This is a genomic window from Paracoccus hibiscisoli, from assembly GCF_005048265.1.
In the GTDB taxonomy this organism is placed as follows: Bacteria; Pseudomonadota; Alphaproteobacteria; order Rhodobacterales; family Rhodobacteraceae; genus Paracoccus; species Paracoccus hibiscisoli.
On the sequence record NZ_SUNH01000044.1, the window covers coordinates 1 to 15,784 of the forward strand.

A 15,784-nucleotide genomic window follows, 5' to 3' on the forward strand; every position below is an offset into this window, starting at 1 on the left:
GAACGGCCTCCGGGATGGTCGTAGGCAGTTATGGCGCGCTGCTGGTCCTGTGGCTGATCCTGGGCTTCGGCTATTCTGTCGCGCAGACGCCAGCGGGCCGGTTGCTGCGCCGCTCGGCCCATCCGGAAGATCGTCCGGCGATCTTTGCCGCTCAGTTCGCGCTGTCTCATGCCTGCTGGCTGATCTGCTATCCCTTGGCCGGATATTTAGGCGCCCGCGCAGGCATGACAGCCGCTTTTGCTGCCATGGCGATCATCGGCCTGATCGGGCTGGCCTTGGCGTGGCGTTTGTGGCCTGCGGGTGATCCGACGGATATTGTGCATGAGCATCCGGGCCTGCCTGTTGATCATCCGCATCTGCGTGAACATGGCGGAATAGGGCAGCATCACCACCCCTTGGTGATCGACGATCTGCACAGGCGCTGGCCATTCAGCATATGAAGCAAGCCGTCCTTGTTTGAGGACAGCTTGAATGACCGCAATGGGGCTTTTCGCGTCTATGTGGCGCCGACCGCTGACCGTCCACTCTCGTCAAGCTGGCAGGCTGAGGTAAGGCATATGGAAGATCCTGTTGCCTCTCTCTGGGAAGCAGCCTGCCGGATAGAAAAAGCAACGCAACCTGGCCCATTTAAAGTCAAGCAAAAACCCATAATCAGCCAATTCGCCTGACCAAAAGTTCATACTGCTTTTTTAGTCAGGCAAACTTGTTCAGACACCGCCGTTCAGAGGTCCTGAGCGGATTAACGGATGCCTGCCACCCTTCCCATATTCGAGCCATGTTCAAAAACGATCGTTGGTGCAACATCGTCCAGCGTGCTGCAAAAGCCGTCGTAGAACGACCTTTTGCGACATGTATCAAAACCGCACGGCTTTTGATACACGTCCTGGGTGTGAACGTCCTTCCTGCCTAGACGAAATGGACGCCTAGCCATCCCTCCCGGTCAGGTAAATAGCCCTGGTGCAGGTGATGGATAAGGGTCTCAGCCCAGTTCGCGTGATCGATGTTCCCAAGGTTTCCGCGCCGGGGCGATGCGGGCGCACGCGTCAAGATGGTCGGGGTCGCCGATATCGCCCACGTAAGCGTTGGCAGGTCCGCCCTCCACACGGCACTGAAGAACAATCTGGCCTTGGCCGTGTAACAGACTTTCTGGCCCTTGGGTCCTGCCGTTGCCACCGCCTCTCGCCGCGTCGCAGTCGCTGGAGGTCTGGCTGTTGGCTGAATTCGTGCATGAACCCTGCTTGACCGCTGTTCCTGGTACGGCCTAATCCCGTCTCAGGTATTACGGGGGCAAGGCGTCTATGGTGGGCACCGTGGTTGCAGTGGCAAAAGCCAAGGGTCATCGCTTCTCAAAAGACCCGGCGCTTGAAATTTTAGTTGTGGAAGGGCTCGGGGTCGCGGGTGACGCGCATTATGGGTCCACAGTAAGGCATCGCTCTCGGGTGGCGACCGATCCTACGCAACCCAATCTGCGCCAGGTCCACTTGATCCCCTCGGAACTCTTTCAGGAGCTGGCAGGCAAAGGTTTTGAGGTCCATCCGACCGATCTGGGGGAGAACATCACGACTGCTGGAATTGATCTGCTGTCCTTGTCGGAAGAGACTGTTCTGCGCATTGGTTCCGAAGTGGAACTGATGGTGACGGGCTTGCGCAATCCCTGCGCGCAAATCGAAAAGTTCCAGAAGGGTCTTCTTGGCGCGGTGCTCTATAAGAGCACAGATGGGCGCCTCGTAAGAAAGTCCGGCATCATGGCCGTGGTCAAGAGAGGCGGTGTTGTCAGAAAGGGGGATCTGATCGACGTTGTTGATCCGCTCCTACCGCACAAACCGCTGAAGCCGATCTGAGAGACCATGTGGTGGGCACCAGCCCGTAGGGAAGCGAGCCCGCGATCATAGGCGCCTTGGCGGTGCCCTCCTATAGCGAGCATTTGACTGAGATGGCCCAACATCGGGCCGAGACGCTGCCCTATAAATTCGGATATGCCCTATATCTGTCTTACACGCTCCTTCGTAGCGCTCAGCCTCTCTGTCGCCGCCCTCATCTTGGGTCATGCGCCGCCCGGCCAAGCCGCTGATCTTTCTGGCCCTATCCAAGCCGAAGCGGCGGAAATCGTGGATGGCGACGGCCTGCGTGTTCAGGGTGTCGTCATTCGTCTCCACGGTATTGACGCACCCGAGCGATCAAACCTGCCAAGATGCCCGAAGAGTGACCTGGCGCTGCGGGGAGGCCGCTACCGATCGCCTCGCGCAGATGATCGCCGACACCGTGGTGACCTGCAAAGAGTTGGACCGCGACCGCTATGAGCGAAGCGTTTCTCGCTGTGAGGCGGCAGGGGGCGACCTTGCCGAGGCAATGGTGGCTGAGGGCCTCGCATGGGCATATCTTCGCTATTCCGATACCTACGCACCCGCGGAAACCGTGGCCCGGCAGCAGGGGTTCGGGATCTGGTCCGGAGTCAATCAGCCCGCGTGGGAGTATCGAGCCATCAGGCGGGCAGATACTTCAGACGCGCCTGAATGCCGGATCAAAGGCAATATCTCGCAATCGGGTGATCGCATCTATCACCTGCCCGACAGCCGCAGCTATGCCGCGACCCGGATCAGCGAAGCCAAGGGAGAGCGCTGGTTCTGCAGCGAGGAGGAGGCGCGGACGGCCGGGTGGCGGGCGCCACGGGGCTAGAGCATCCACGGTCTCCGCCCCGCCATCCGTGCTGCTCAGATCGCCTCGTCGACCAGTCTCAGCGCGCCATCCGGCAGCGGGCGCTGCAACTCCTCGGCGCGGATGCCGTCCAGCCAGGCCTCCCACTCCTCCGGACGCGTCAGGATCACCGGCATGGCCTTGGGATGGATCGGTGCGACCTCTGCGTTCGGCGGGCAGGTCAGGAAGGCGTAGAGATCGTCGGTCGTCTCGCCATCCTTCACCTTGCGGAGCGAGGTCCAGCCGCGGGTCTCTATCCCGGCGAAGAACATCGTCGCGTCTGCGTCAGTCGGCGCAAACCACTGAACGCCCTGCCCCTTGCCGCGCGGCTCCGAGAAGCTGGTGACCGGCACCAGGCAGCGATGCCCCTGCCCCAGCCAGCGCCGCCAATGCGGCGAGCCGAGGTTGCGCACGTTGGTGACGCCCGGATCGCGCGCTGTCTTCAGGACCGACGGCGGCGACGGCATGCCCCATCGCGCCTTGACCAGCTCCGGCCCCTCGTCGCCGTTGCGGATGATCGGCGCCAGCTGATCGGGATAGACGCTGCCGGAGGCCAGGTTTCCGGCGCGGTCGGTGAGCCCATCGATCAGACGGGTCAGCCCCTCCTGCGAGGTGGTCACGTTATACAGATTGCAAATCGCCCTGCCCTCGCGCTGGTCTGGCTCCCATTTTGGGCCTGCTTTCTGCCTACGTCAATCACTCCGCGGCCGATGTCTTGACCCTGTCGGAGGACCAGGATGGATCAGTCCTCACGGCAACCGGCGAGTTATCCCCCGCTTTGAATCCAGCCTTTCCAATACCTTGTGGCGTCGTCGCCCGGGCTCATGCTGGAACGTCTGCCACATCGGTTGACAGAATGGCACGGTGAGAACAAAACAGGAACTAATCAAACCTGTTCATGCCGACCCCAAAGGAGCTTTTTCCATGCCTTCCGTCCGCCCCGCTCTGGCCGACTTACGCGCCCGGATCGGCGAGATCGACGGCACGGGAGCCCGCCAGCACGGCGTGTTGCCTTTCGAGGTGCGGGAGCTGGATCGTCGACTTCCACAGGGCGGGCTCTCGCTCGGCGCGCTGCATGAGGTGGCGGGCGGCGGCCAGGGGGCCGTGGACGGCGCGGCGGCCGCCTGCTTCGTGGCGGGCATTGCCGCGCGAATGAAGGGCCAGGTGCTGTGGTGCGTGACCCAAGCCGATCTCTTCGCGCCGGGCCTGGCGCAGGTGGGCCTGCCGCCCGAGCGGGTGATCCATGTCGAGGCCGGGGACGACATCTCGGTCCTGGCGGCGATGGAGGAAGGCCTGCGACATGGCGGGCTGGCCGCCGTGGTGGGCGACGTGGCGCGGCTGTCGATGACCGCCTCGCGCAGGTTGCACCTGGCCGCCAAGGGATCCGGCACCATCGGTCTGGCGCTTAGACGCTGGCGGCGACAGGCCGACGCCAGCGACTTCGGACAGCCCACCGCAGCGATGACGCGCTGGCGGGTGTCGGAACTGCCCTCCGCCCCCCTGCCCGTTCCGGGCGTTGGCCGAGCGCGGTGGCTCGTCGAGCTGATCCGGGCCCGGGCCGGGGATTCCTTCGATCTCGAACTGGAGGCATGCGATGGCGCGGGTCATCTCCGTCTTCCTGCCGATGTGGCCGATCGATCGGCGGCAACGGCAGGTGGGCGTCACATCGCCGTCGGCTGAGGGTCCGCTGATCATCGCCGGTCGCGTGGGCAACCGGCGGGTGATCACAGCCGCTTGTCCAGTGGCGCGGGATCTGGGCCTGCGGACGGGCATGACGGTCAGCCGGGCGCAGGCCCTGGTGCCGGATCTGCGCATCGAGGCGGACGACGCCTCCGCCGATGCTGCGGCACTGGACAGGCTGGCGCTGTGGCTGCTGCAGCGGGTCGCGCCCATCGTCTCGGCCGATCCGCCGGACGGGATCGCCATCGACTCCACCGGCGCCGATCACCTGCACGGCGGCGAGGCCGCGATGTTGGAGGCGCTGGCAGGCAAGCTGGCGCTTTCCGGCATCACCGCACGGCTGGCCCTGGCCGACAGCTGGAGCGCGGCCCATGCGCTGGCACGGCATGGGGCGGACGGCGTCATCATCGTGCCACCGGGAGCATCGGACGCCGCGCTGGCGCCCCTGCCCTTGGAAGCCCTGCGCCTGCCCGTCGCGACAGTGGCCGGGCTGCGGGATCTCGGCTTCGAGACCATCGGCGATTTGATGGATCAGCCCCGTGCGCCCCTGACGCGCCGCTTCGGCGCGGAGTTGTGCCGGCGGCTGGATCAGGCGCGGAGCTTGGCCTCCGAGCCGATCGCGCCCCTGCGCCCGGAGGGTCTGATCGAGATCCGCCGCGCCTTCGCCGAACCCATCGCCGCGCCCGAGACCATCGCCCGCTATATCGGCAAGCTGGTGGTTCAGCTCTGCACGGAGCTGACCGCCAAGGGGCTCGGCGCGCGGCGGCTGGACCTGCTGTGCGCGCGGATCGACAACCACACCGAGGTCCTGCGCGTGGGCCTCGCCGTGCCGCAGCGCGATCCGGCCCGGCTGACCCGGCTGCTCTGCGACCGGATCGTCACACTCGATCCGGGCCTCGGCATCGAGATCATGACCCTGACCGCCACCATTGCCGAGCCGCTGGTGCCGCGACAGGCGGCGACCTCGCTTCTGGAAGAGACGGCGCCCGATCTCTCCGGCCTGATCGACACGCTGTCGAACCGGCTCGGCGCCCGCTCGGTCTTCCGCTTCGCCGCGGTGGCCAGCGACGTGCCGGAACGCGCCATCATCCGCATCCCGCCGCTGGCGGACACGGCAACCCCCAGCATGGACACCTGGCCAGACCACTGGCCGCGCCCCTCGCGGCTGCTGCCCCGTCCCGAGCCGATCGAGACCATGGCGCTGCTGCCCGACCATCCTCCGCGCTGGATCCTCTGGCGCGGGGTGCGGCGCCATGTGCAATGCGCCGACGGACCGGAGCGCATCTTCGGCGAATGGTGGAAGCGCGACGCCGAGGCGCATGCCGTGCGCGACTACTTCCGGATCGAGGACGAGGCCGGAGCCCGCTACTGGATCTTCCGCCAGGGCGACGGAGAGGACCGGGCCACCGGATCGCATCGCTGGTTCCTGCATGGAATGTTCGGATGAGCGAGGTCTCTGGATGAGCGGCCCTTCTTACGTCGAGCTGCAGGTCACCTCGCAGTTCTCCTTCCTGCGCGGCGCCTCCTCGGCCGAGGAGCTGTTCGCCACCGCTGCCCTGATGGGCGTGCAGGCCCTGGCCGTCACCGACCGCAACTCCCTGGCCGGGATCGTGCGCGCCCATGTGGCGGCCAAGGAGACCGGCGTCCGGCTGATCGTCGGCTGCCGGCTGGACCTGGCCTGCGGCATGTCGCTGCTCGTCTATCCGACCGACCGCCCGGCCTATTCCCGCCTCTGCCGGTTGCTGTCGGTCGGCAAGGGGCGCGCGGGCAAGGGCAAGTGCCATCTGGAATGGGCGGACCTGGCCGCCGCCTGCGAGGGTCTTATCGGCATCCTGATCCCCGATCAGGCGGATGATCTCTGCGCCCTGCAGCTGCGCCGTATGCGCGAGGCCTTCGGCGACCGCGCCCACTTGGCGCTGACCCTGCGGCGGCGCCCTAACGATCAGCTGCGGTGGAGTGCCCCCATCGGGTGGTCCAGTTTGAATGTTAGTGCATGGTCGGTCTTTGGTCTATCGGGACGATGCTTTTCGGTGCCGGCGGCCGGTATGCCAAAGCGCTGTGCGGCCTGACCGTGTTGTAGTGACGCCGCCACCGTTCGATCAGGATCTGGGCCTCGCGTAACGTGGTGAAGACCTCGCCGTTGAGCAGCTCATCCCGGAAACGGGCGTTGAAGCTCTCGCAGTAGCCGTTCTCCCACGGTGAGCCTGGGGTAATGAATGCGGTTTTCGCGCCCACTGCCCCGATCCAGGCGCGGACCTTCTTGGCGATAAATTCTGCGCCATTGTCCGACCTTATGTATTCCGGCGGACCGCGTAGGATGAACAGATCCGTCAAAACATCGACCACATCCGTTGAATTGAGCCTCCGTTTGACTCGGATCACCAGCGCCTCCTTCGTGAACTCATCGATGATATTTAGCGTGCGGAAGATCCGCCCGTCGTGGGTCCGATCCTGGACAAAGTCATAGGACCAGACATGGTTCGTGCGCTCTGGCCGCAGCCTCACGCATGACCCGTCATTGAGCCAGAGTCGGCCCTTCTTCGGCTGCTTTTGCGGAACTTTCAGCCCTTCCTGCCGCCAGATCCGTTCGACCCTCTTATGGTTTACATGCCAGCCGCAATTGTTCAGCAGCCCGGTGATCATGCGATATCCATAGCGCCCGAACTCTTCGGCCAACGCGGTGATGTCCTCGGTCAGCCGGGCTTCATCCGGCAGACCACAGGGCACTTTGCGCTGCGTAGAGCGGTGCTGACCCAATGTGCGGCAAACCCTGCGCTCCGATACGCTGAGGGTTTGCCGCACATGGTCGATGCACTGCCTACGGCGGGAAGGGCTCAGTAGTTTCCCCGTGCAGCCTCGGCCAGGATCATCTTGTCCAACGTCAGATCCGACACGGCACGTCTGAGCCGGGTATTCTCGGCCTCCAGCTCTTTCAGCCGCTTGAGTTGATCCCGGCTCATGCCGCCATACTCCCTGCGCCACCGATAATAGGTCTGAACCGTCACACCGATCTGCCGCACGGCCTCCTGAACTGATTTGCCTTGCCCTTGCAGCACTTCAACTTGTCGCAGCTTCAGCACGATATCCTCGGGCTTCTCTCGCTTGCCGGCCATCTCGTCGTCCTCCTGAAAACGGGATAATTCTATCCCAAAAAGATGGACCACTTCAGAGGGGGCACTCCATACCACGTTAATTATCGTGGTCAGCGGAACAGCGATGGTGTCGAAATATCGGATACGACGCAGCGCGGCTTCTACGACGAGACCGGCGAGTTTCGTTGGATCAGTATCCGCCTGGAGGACACGCCTTTGTGGGTTCGTGACCGGGTTGGGTATCATGATGGAGAACAGGCTGGAACGAGGCGCGGCATCGCGATGCGGACCATGGATTACAGCGGTCAGATTTCCGAGGTCATTTGGGAGACTTACTGATGCAGGTACTTGGTAGCAAATCGGTATTTTATCAGTTGCCCTGCATTCGTCTGTCTCTCGCGCTGCATCCTAGAGCACCTGCACCGGGAGGGGCGCGCAAAGTCAGATAAAAATACCGGCCCAACAGAAACCCCCCGCGCGGGGGTCCGCACGAGGGGCTTGGTGTCGATAACTCAGGTTTTGCCGACCTGAACTAGCACTCATTTCTATCCGCTACAGTTATCCTCCCGCTCCCGAAAATCAAGAGTAAAGGCGCATCTGTGCGAACGGATACGGCTTGCCTGCGGACACCGCGCTTCTTGCTCAAGGAGCAGCAGATAAATACCAGAGAGGCCGCAGAACGCGGCAATTGTTTCAAACGCATAGACGGCGTCGTTGACGGCTCGCGCACTGATTGCGGTGCAGCCGATCACAAACCCATCCGCCGCAATTCACGTCGCAAGGGATCGTGCGAGGGATCATTCTGGCGCGGGACGTCGCGCCAGGACGTGCAGAAGATCCTGATGGCCGCGCGCCAGTATGAACGGGCAAGGAAGGAGCCCGGTAAGCGGAACGGCCCCCTCGGGGGCATCGCCTTGGAAGTCCTGGCGCTGTTCGCCAATCTGGTGAACTTCAAATCGGGCCGACTGGACCCGTCCCTTGATTACATCACCGATAAGCTGTGCCGCTCGCGTGACGCGGTTGTACGGGCGCTGAAGGCGCTGCGCGATCATGGCTTTCTGGATTGGCTGCGCCGCTTTGAACCAGCCCCGACAGAGGGCCGGGGGCCACAGGTCCGACAGGTCAGCAATGCCTATCGCCTGTCTGCCCCCAAGCGTGCCCTTGCGCTTCTTGGGCGATGGGCTGGGCGGCCAGCTACGCCGGATGACGACCAGGTAGCGCGCAAGGAACGTGCAGCGTTGGAAGCGGAGCATGTCGAAACCCTCGACCTTGAGGGTCTGGCAGCGTTCAAGATCGAAGACTCCGATCTTGCAAAGGCTCTGGCATTGATGGGCAAGGCCATAGATTCACGCGAGTCTGCCAAGCGGACTGAATCCCAATCTACCTTTCTCTCTTATGCTTGAAGGGATTGATGACGCGGCGCATTGGGCCGTTGATACGCTCCTGCAGCGGCTCTCAGCTATAGATAGCGGGTTGGCGAGCAACCGGGGCACCCGTTGCCCATTCCGTAAAATTGGCAGCACAGTTGCAGTATCTGTGCATAGTAGCCAGTAGCGGCCGGGAGGCAGTGCAACGCCGTGTGACACGGATACGGTCAAGTGCTTCAGTTCTTTGACCAGCACGCCATCGTCACAATACACTTCGATGGGCCGGGATCGCCATCAGCACCGAAGCCGGCCTATTATCCCTTGCAGCTCGTGCGCCGTGTCCAACTTAGGACGGCAGGGAACACGACGCTGATTTCAATGAGAAGCTCAAAGAAGAACCCTTATTTTTCTGACAGTATTACAGTGGCCTTAGCCGGTAGCCGCAGCTTGTTTCCGTATCGGCTATCCCCGCTTCGGTAAGGCTAATTGGAACATGACGTCCCCTTTTTGGTTAACGACCTAATAACGGCACCGGCGCGCAGGACCATGCTCGCCCTATTCCACACAAGGGAGTTCCCATATGACCGTCAACGATCCGCACATCGAGGAGACCTCAACGTCCCAACAGGGCAGCATCAAATCCAAAGCTACTGAACAAGCGTCGCGTTTGGCCGAAAACGTCAAAGAGGAAGTCACGCGTCGCGAACAGAACCTGCGCTCGGATATCGCAGATCGCGCCGAAAGCGTCGCTAAGGGCCTGCGCAAAGCTAAGTCTGACGTGGACGCAGACTCCACTATCGCAATGATGTTTGACCGCGCCGCCGACGGCGTCAGCGGTCTGGCCGACAGCCTGAACTCGACTGATCCCGCGCAGATGCTGGGTGACGTGCGCCGCTTTGCACGCCAACAGCCGGGCGCCTTTCTTGGTCTTTCGGCCTTGGCGGGCTTTGCCGCCATACGCTTCCTGCGGGCAGGGTCCACGTCTCCGTCGGAGCCCGTTACGACCAGCGGCTACGGCAATCCCAGCACGACCCGAGCGACGACTTCGTCGGATCGGCCGGCAGCCAGCTCGGCCGGCGCCACCAGCATCAACAGCACAACTGGCGTCGGCAGCGCCGCTCGCCCTGCATCGGCCGATACCTCGACTGTTTCAGGTAGCCGTAAAATTGGAGGTTCGTATGACTGACCCGGTCCGTTCGCAGAACCCCGCCTCTCTCGCGACTGACGCGCTGCGCCTGTCGGGGGATCTTGTCCGCAAGGAAATCGCGCTAGCAAAGGCCGAGATGCGCCAGAACCTGAGCCATGCGGGTGCTGGACTGGGAATGATCGTCGCTGCGGCTGTTCTCGGTATCGTTACGCTGAATGTATTGACGGTGGCGTTGGTAGCCGCACTTGCCGAGACTGACCTCGGACCGATCTGGAGTGCGGTGATCGTCGGGGTGATCCTGGCGATCCTAGCCTACGTGTTGCTACGCAAAGGCATGGCCGAGCTGAAACCCGAAAACCTCGTGCCGACGCGCACGGTTGAGAATGTCCAGCGCGACGCGCACGCGGTGAAGGAAGCCTATCATGACGCATGATCTGAACAACCCGGACCATATCCAACGAGAGATCGAACAGGACCGCGATGCGCTGCGTCGTACCCTGAACGATCTGCAAGGGGAGCTGTCGCTTGACGGCTTGTCACGCCGTCTTACGAGCTCGGTCCGCCGGAATGGAGCAGATTGGGCAGAGTCGGCCAGTGCTGCCGCCCGTGCCAATCCTGTTGCCTTGGGCCTGACTGGCGTCGGGCTCGCATGGATGATCTTCGGCCGAGGGCATGACCCGGTCCACGGCATGGGCCGCTCGTCTGTTGACCGGCACCATGGCGACGCAACCTCATCCCCGACGGCGCCGGGACGTGCTCGCGCCCCCCGATCGATGACCCCAGCCTGGGCCTCGGACCATCACCCGGCAACAACGGGCACGTCCTCCAGTCAGAGCACCGGAACCAGCAAGGAGCATAGTATGATGGACAGGACAAAAGAGACGGCCAGCAACTTACGCGATCGCTTGAGTGACGGTACGGCCGCTCTGGGCGAACGTGCACGTCATTTCCGTGACCGCCTCGAAGAGGGTACCGAAGGAATGAGTGAAGAGGCCCGTCGCCGGATCGAAACCGCAAGGCGCAAGGCACTGGACGCAAGCGACGCGGCCAGCCGCCAGATGGCACAGGCCAACCGTAAGGTCGCGCAGAGTTACGACAACGAGCCTTTGCTATTCGGTGCCCTGGCGCTCCTTGGCGGCGCCGCATTGGGCGCCCTATTGCCCGGTACCCGGCGTGAAGATGAACTGATGGGCGACTATCGCGATCAGCTGTTCGACGAGGCTGAAGAGATCTACCAAGAGGAAAAGACGCGTCTTGGGGACGCGTTTTCCGCCGGTCTCGACGAGGCAAAGTCTGCTGCTTCCAACGTGGTCGCCGCGGCAAAGGGCGAGCTAACCGACGATCATTCGAAGACGACCTCCCCCGTCTCTGGACAGACCCAATCCGCCGCTGCATCCGGGACGACAGATGCATCGGGCGAGGCCGGAACGACACGGACGATGGGACCGACAGGAGCGCCTCAACTCTAAACGCGCGACCGTAGCATATCCAAATAGCCCCGTATTCGCGGGGCTATCCCTATCGGTGATTGGCCCATTCAGACAGTGTGCTGCTGTGGACTGTCCGTGACCTTGTTTCAGCATAGTGCGACTTTATTCAATCATACCGCAATAATGTCGGGTCTCGATTATGGAGTTCGGCGAATAAAATAACCAAATCGACGCTTTGCGAGCCATTCTTCCTTGGCAAGTGAAAAAGCCTCTAACAAAAGAGTCTGCTCCATTGGAAATACCCGACATCCAAGATTGCGTAATCATCGGCGGAGGTCCCGCAGGACTGACAGCCGCGCTGTATCTGGCCCGGTTCCTGCGCAGCGTCACCGTATTCGACGGACAGGATGGGCGGGCCCGGATGATCCCCAAAACGCACAACCTAGCGCCGTTCCCGGACGGCATCTCTGGGCAGGAGATGTTGGAGCGGATGAGAACCCATGCCCTGCGCTATGGCGCAGGGCTAGCGGCCGGAACGGTCGAGGCAGTGGAGCGGCACGGCCGCGTGTTCCGGGTGGCGACCGACCGCCAGGCCGCGTGGGCGCGCAATGTCATCTTCGCCACTGGAGTATTCAATCATCGGCCGCCGCTGTCGGGTGATGATCACGCGCAGGGGGTGGCCCGGGGGCTCCTGCGCTACTGTCCGGTCTGTGACGCCCATGAAGTCCGTGACAAACGCATTGCGGTTTTGGGAAGCGGCACGCACGGCCAGCAGGAGGCCAGCTTTCTTTGCCATTACTCGCAATCGGTCACACTGATCTCCCTCGACGGTTTTCCTGCCAACGTGCGAAACGGCATCCGTGTTCTAAAGCCCGCGCTGACGGGTATTGCCCTGCCGGATTCGGAGGTTCTTATCACCCTGCAGGACGGGCAAACTCACCCGTTTGACACCCTTTATGTGGCCCTTGGAACGACCCCTCGCGCCGATCCGGCATCTTGTCTTGGCGTGGAGCTGGATGACGATGGCCATATCGCGATCGATGCGAAGCACAAGACCAGTCTGGACGGGGTCTATGCGATCGGGGATGTCACCAACGGACTGGACCAGATCGCCGTCGCGATGGGGCACGGCGCCATCGCCGCCACCGCGATCCACAACGATCTGTCCGCGTCGGCATCCTGACCACCACCGCTGTAACGGACTGCCACCCCTGGGCGGCGAGCATGGGCAGATCGATCAGACCGCCGTTAGCTCGAAGGCCTCTGTGATGGCCCGCATAACCGCGGTCAGATCAATCTGGTGGACCATGTGACCGCGGCCTGAGATCCGGTGGTTAGTGCTGTGGGGCACGGCATCATGAAGTTGTCCGGACAGCACTGCCAGATCAATTAAGCGATCCTCAGACCCTGCAACAATCACGACAAGCATTGCCAAGGCGAAGTATCATGCAGCGGCGGCGGCGGCGGCCACGGGAATCAGCAGCGCGGTTTCAGCAGCCGATGCCCGCAGCTGGAACGGCCGTACGGCCATCTCCCTAGGAAAACCGGTTCAGCGCATGATCGAGGCAGTGCCGTATCACGTCCACACCATTCTCACCTATTGAGCCAGCGGGCGCCATCGGATCAAGCCCCATGGCGAGGGGCATCGAGCTCGGGGTGCAGCCCTGAAACCGCCATCTACTCCCGGTCAATGCGTTTCGACAAGATCTGCGAAACCGACGCCGGTGGTTTGCTGCTTTTTATCTGTCCGCCGTGTCATCTCCTGCCAGCATCGATATGCCCATTTCCAGCGAAGCGGATGTGGCCGCTGCAAGTACGGCTTGGGGTTGACCAGGGAAGTTGAACTCTTTCACCACTGGATCCCGGCCCCTAAGACAGGCTGCGATACAGACGTAACCGGCGGGCTTTCCTTGATCGTCGTCGGGGCCACCCACCCCTGTAACGGCCAAGGCCAGCCCCGCATCACTGGCCACCTCCAATGCACCGATCGCCATCTGAACTGCTACCTGCGGGTCGTAGACAGTCCGCTCTTCAATCAACTGAGTGGATACGCCGAGGGCAGTAACTTTCATGGCGGGTGAATAAGTTACAAAACTCCCCTCGAGTGCAGAGGAGCTACCACCAACCCCGGAAATGCTTGCCGCCAAAAGTCCGCCCGTGCAGGATTCCACCGTAACAACGTGGACCTTCATGTCGGTCAGGCGATTGCAAAGGTCAGTTGCCGCCGCATGAACTTCAACCGGAAACTGAAGCTCAACCGTCTGCCGGTGCAGTGTATCGGGGCGAAACAGGCGCTCATCCAGCTTGTTCATCAGCGCAAGTCGGTCGGAAAGCGGGTGGTTGAGGTTAATTGGGTTGATGCGTTTGTACCAAGTTCCGCCCAGCCTGCGCAGCACCGCCTCTAGAACCGTTTGAGCGTGATCATCACCTTCAATTTGCAAAACGTGATCAAGGTCTGAAACGGCAGCGCGAGGGTTTTCCTGACACGCCTTGTCCAGGGCAAACACAGCGATGTCCCACTCGAGGTAGGTGGCTCCAATCTGAGCCTCATCCCCCGCTCCGATCCCCAAACCGTCCGTGGGCTTCGCCCGCCAGGTATGCTCGGGCACTCCAAGATTGCGTGCCAACCAAGGTATTTCCCAGGATTTCAGCAGTCCCTGCACCGGGGCCAGGTCGCCCACGTCCCCGTGCAGCGTCCAGAAGCCAGCTCCAAACTCCGAGAAGTTGTCCGTGCTGGCCACAATACCACCATGGCGATGAGCCTGATCGTACAGTGTCATCATGCGCAGGCGGGCACGGAGATTACCCCGTCGGGTGCGCAAGCCTTCATCCTCTCCCGTGGTGATAGTGGGATCGAGACGGCCCATGGCTCCCACCATAGCATCATACTCGCCTGAGAGATCGATGTGAAAATGCTCAAGGTTCAGTGCCGAGCACGCATCAATGCCGCGCTCGGTCTCCTCCGGATTTTGATGAATGGGCAAGGTGTGGCCAATCACTCTCCACCCAGCAGCTTTGAAAAGAGCAGCGGTCACGGCGGAGTCGACACCCCCCGACATTCCCAACACTGCTGTCGACACCCCGGTCTGCTGACGATAATCGCTCAGCTGGCTCACGAGCCGGTCCTGCACCTGCTGGAGCTTGGAAGGCGGTAGAAATAAACCCTCCTCGATCTGTACCGCGAAGTGCTTTGCAAACCACCGCGACAATCCTCCGGACTGCTCTTGCCGTGATAGGTTCAAGATGTCAGCTTCCAGCATAAGGCCCTCCAAAAATCTTAGGGGGAATAGAGGATCCGCATGAATTCTCATGGAAAAGGCCTGCCCGTCGGGGCAGGCCTTTGTGGAATGGTCAGGCTGCCTTGCCGCTTGCGGCGGTATTGATCACAGTCTTCGCCAGCATGGTCAGCTTCTCGTCCGTGGCGGTTTCTTCCTGAAGCGTCTGGTCCAGAAGCGTTGCAGCTTCGTCCATGCCCAGCTTTTCTGCCCAAGCCTTCAGCGTGCCGTAACGGCTGATTTCGTAATGCTCGACAGCCTGCGCAGCGGCCAGAAGGCCGGCATCATGCGCCGGGCTGCCCTTGAACTCTTCCATGATCTCTGCCGCTTCCGAGATGATGCCCTCGATCGCGTCACAGGTCTTGCCGCGCGGGCGCTTGCCGATCAACTCGAACACCTGCGTCAGGCGCTCCACCTGGCCTTGGGTCTCTTCTTCGTGCTGTTCAAACGCAGCTTTCAGCTCCGAGTTTTGCGCTGCACGGGCCATCTTGCGAAGGTTTGTCGTCAGCTTCTTCTCGGCATAATAAACATCTTTGAGAGTTTCGTGGAACAGCGTCTCGAGGGTCTTGTCAGCCATCGGTTTCTCCTGATGCTTGGGATTGCCCAGTAGCGGGCGGAATTTGACTTAATCAAACGTCAGCACATCCGCCGCTGGCAGGCAGGGCCATGTAGGGGCGCGTGACGGTCGGCAGGTTTTTCTAGATCCAACCCAACATGGGGCGCTCTTCGTCCAGGTTTTGACGCAGAAGCGATGTCGAACTCCTTGTTGCCAGAATTTCTCTGGTATCCTGGCTTCCATATTGAAGAAGCTTCGCGATGGTCGTTTGGTTCCTTGCCACCAAACGGCGCCGTTCATGACGCCGTGGTAACTTCTGGTGGGGCAGAGGTCGTTACTGGATTAGGGCAGAAACAGCGCCGTCTTCAGCTTTTGGCCTTGTCGCACTAATAGAGAGAATGACCCGACGTTGCTCCCGGTCGTGTCGCGAATGTGGTGGAAATTGGCGAGCAGCGCGCTCCGAGCATGTAACGTTGGCTCCGGTCAGGCCGCGAGGTCAAGAGACATCGGCACGAGAGGCTGAGAAAGGGTTTCCCAGCCATC

The 15,784-nt window shown here is 61.8% G+C and carries 15 protein-coding genes; 11 read left to right on the forward strand and 4 right to left on the reverse strand.

All coding sequences use genetic code 11. The features are described from left to right. The 3 genes from FA740_RS18085 to FA740_RS18095 all read left to right on the forward strand — a co-directional run. Positions 1–440 (forward strand): MFS transporter (locus FA740_RS18085; RefSeq protein WP_136858226.1); only part of this gene is annotated, 440 nt, incomplete at its 5' end. An 858-nt stretch (positions 441–1,298) separates the two neighbouring features. Continuing rightward, on the forward strand, positions 1,299–1,841 hold the full coding sequence (locus tag FA740_RS18090; protein WP_136858227.1) for an MOSC domain-containing protein: 543 nt from the start codon (positions 1,299–1,301) through the stop codon (positions 1,839–1,841). 205 nt (positions 1,842–2,046) lie between these two features. Then, the gene (locus tag FA740_RS18095; protein WP_136858228.1) at positions 2,047–2,676 is read left to right on the forward strand and encodes a thermonuclease family protein; all 630 of its coding nucleotides are present in this window, start codon (positions 2,047–2,049) and stop codon (positions 2,674–2,676) included. A 35-nt stretch (positions 2,677–2,711) separates the two neighbouring features. On the opposite strand, the gene FA740_RS18100 is transcribed toward FA740_RS18095, so the two are convergent. Then, positions 2,712–3,332, reverse strand: a complete 621-nt coding sequence (locus tag FA740_RS18100) for an SOS response-associated peptidase (RefSeq protein ID WP_136858229.1) — start codon at positions 3,330–3,332, stop codon at positions 2,712–2,714. A 286-nt stretch (positions 3,333–3,618) separates the two neighbouring features. Between FA740_RS18100 and FA740_RS18105 the strand changes: the two genes are divergently transcribed. From FA740_RS18105 to FA740_RS18115, 3 genes are read left to right on the forward strand one after another with little or no spacing between them, the layout of a single operon-like run. Further along, positions 3,619–4,374, forward strand: a complete 756-nt coding sequence (locus FA740_RS18105; RefSeq protein WP_136858230.1) for an ImuA family protein — start codon at positions 3,619–3,621, stop codon at positions 4,372–4,374. Continuing rightward, a complete protein-coding gene (locus tag FA740_RS18110; RefSeq protein ID WP_136858231.1) occupies positions 4,289–5,821 on the forward strand; it encodes a Y-family DNA polymerase in 1,533 nt (510 codons plus the stop codon). Before FA740_RS18105 ends, FA740_RS18110 begins: the two co-directional genes overlap by 86 nt. Before the next feature lie 13 nt (positions 5,822–5,834). Continuing rightward, complete coding sequence (locus FA740_RS18115) at positions 5,835–6,443, forward strand: PHP domain-containing protein (protein ID WP_136858232.1); 609 nt, start codon at positions 5,835–5,837, stop codon at positions 6,441–6,443. On the opposite strand, the gene FA740_RS18120 is transcribed toward FA740_RS18115, so the two are convergent. Then, positions 6,361–7,487 (reverse strand): IS3 family transposase gene (locus FA740_RS18120; protein ID WP_136858238.1). Its coding sequence is split into 2 segments (ribosomal slippage): positions 6,361–7,223 and positions 7,223–7,487, totalling 1,128 coding nucleotides; the frame shifts between segments, so codons are not numbered across the junction. The two genes, FA740_RS18115 and FA740_RS18120, sit on opposite strands and share 83 nt — an antisense overlap. A 578-nt stretch (positions 7,488–8,065) precedes the next feature. Here FA740_RS18120 and FA740_RS18125 point away from each other — a divergent pair. The 5 genes from FA740_RS18125 (at position 8,066) to FA740_RS18145 (ending at position 12,593) form a co-directional block, all read left to right on the forward strand. Then, positions 8,066–8,869 carry a helix-turn-helix domain-containing protein gene (locus FA740_RS18125; protein ID WP_211243751.1) on the forward strand — a complete coding sequence of 268 codons (804 nt, stop codon included), beginning with the start codon at positions 8,066–8,068 and terminating at the stop codon, positions 8,867–8,869. A gap of 544 nt (positions 8,870–9,413) precedes the next feature. Continuing rightward, positions 9,414–10,019, forward strand: a complete 606-nt coding sequence (locus FA740_RS18130) for a hypothetical protein (protein ID WP_136858233.1) — start codon at positions 9,414–9,416, stop codon at positions 10,017–10,019. Then, positions 10,012–10,413, forward strand: a complete 402-nt coding sequence (locus FA740_RS18135) for a phage holin family protein (RefSeq protein ID WP_136858234.1) — start codon at positions 10,012–10,014, stop codon at positions 10,411–10,413. The genes FA740_RS18130 and FA740_RS18135 overlap by 8 nt, the downstream gene beginning before the upstream one ends. Continuing rightward, the gene (locus FA740_RS18140) at positions 10,403–11,449 is read left to right on the forward strand and encodes a DUF3618 domain-containing protein (RefSeq protein ID WP_136858235.1); all 1,047 of its coding nucleotides are present in this window, start codon (positions 10,403–10,405) and stop codon (positions 11,447–11,449) included. Before FA740_RS18135 ends, FA740_RS18140 begins: the two co-directional genes overlap by 11 nt. A gap of 253 nt (positions 11,450–11,702) precedes the next feature. Continuing rightward, entirely contained in the window at positions 11,703–12,593 is an 891-nt protein-coding gene (locus FA740_RS18145; protein ID WP_211243752.1) for an NAD(P)/FAD-dependent oxidoreductase, read from the forward strand. A gap of 556 nt (positions 12,594–13,149) precedes the next feature. Here FA740_RS18145 and nadE read toward each other — a convergent pair. Together nadE and FA740_RS18155 are read right to left on the reverse strand one after the other, a co-directional pair. Next, a complete protein-coding gene (nadE, locus tag FA740_RS18150) occupies positions 13,150–14,670 on the reverse strand; it encodes an NAD(+) synthase (protein WP_136858236.1) in 1,521 nt (506 codons plus the stop codon). Between the two features lie 91 nt (positions 14,671–14,761). Beyond that, the gene (locus tag FA740_RS18155) at positions 14,762–15,262 is read right to left on the reverse strand and encodes a YciE/YciF ferroxidase family protein (protein WP_136858237.1); all 501 of its coding nucleotides are present in this window, start codon (positions 15,260–15,262) and stop codon (positions 14,762–14,764) included. Positions 15,263–15,784: the final 522 nt, after the last annotated feature.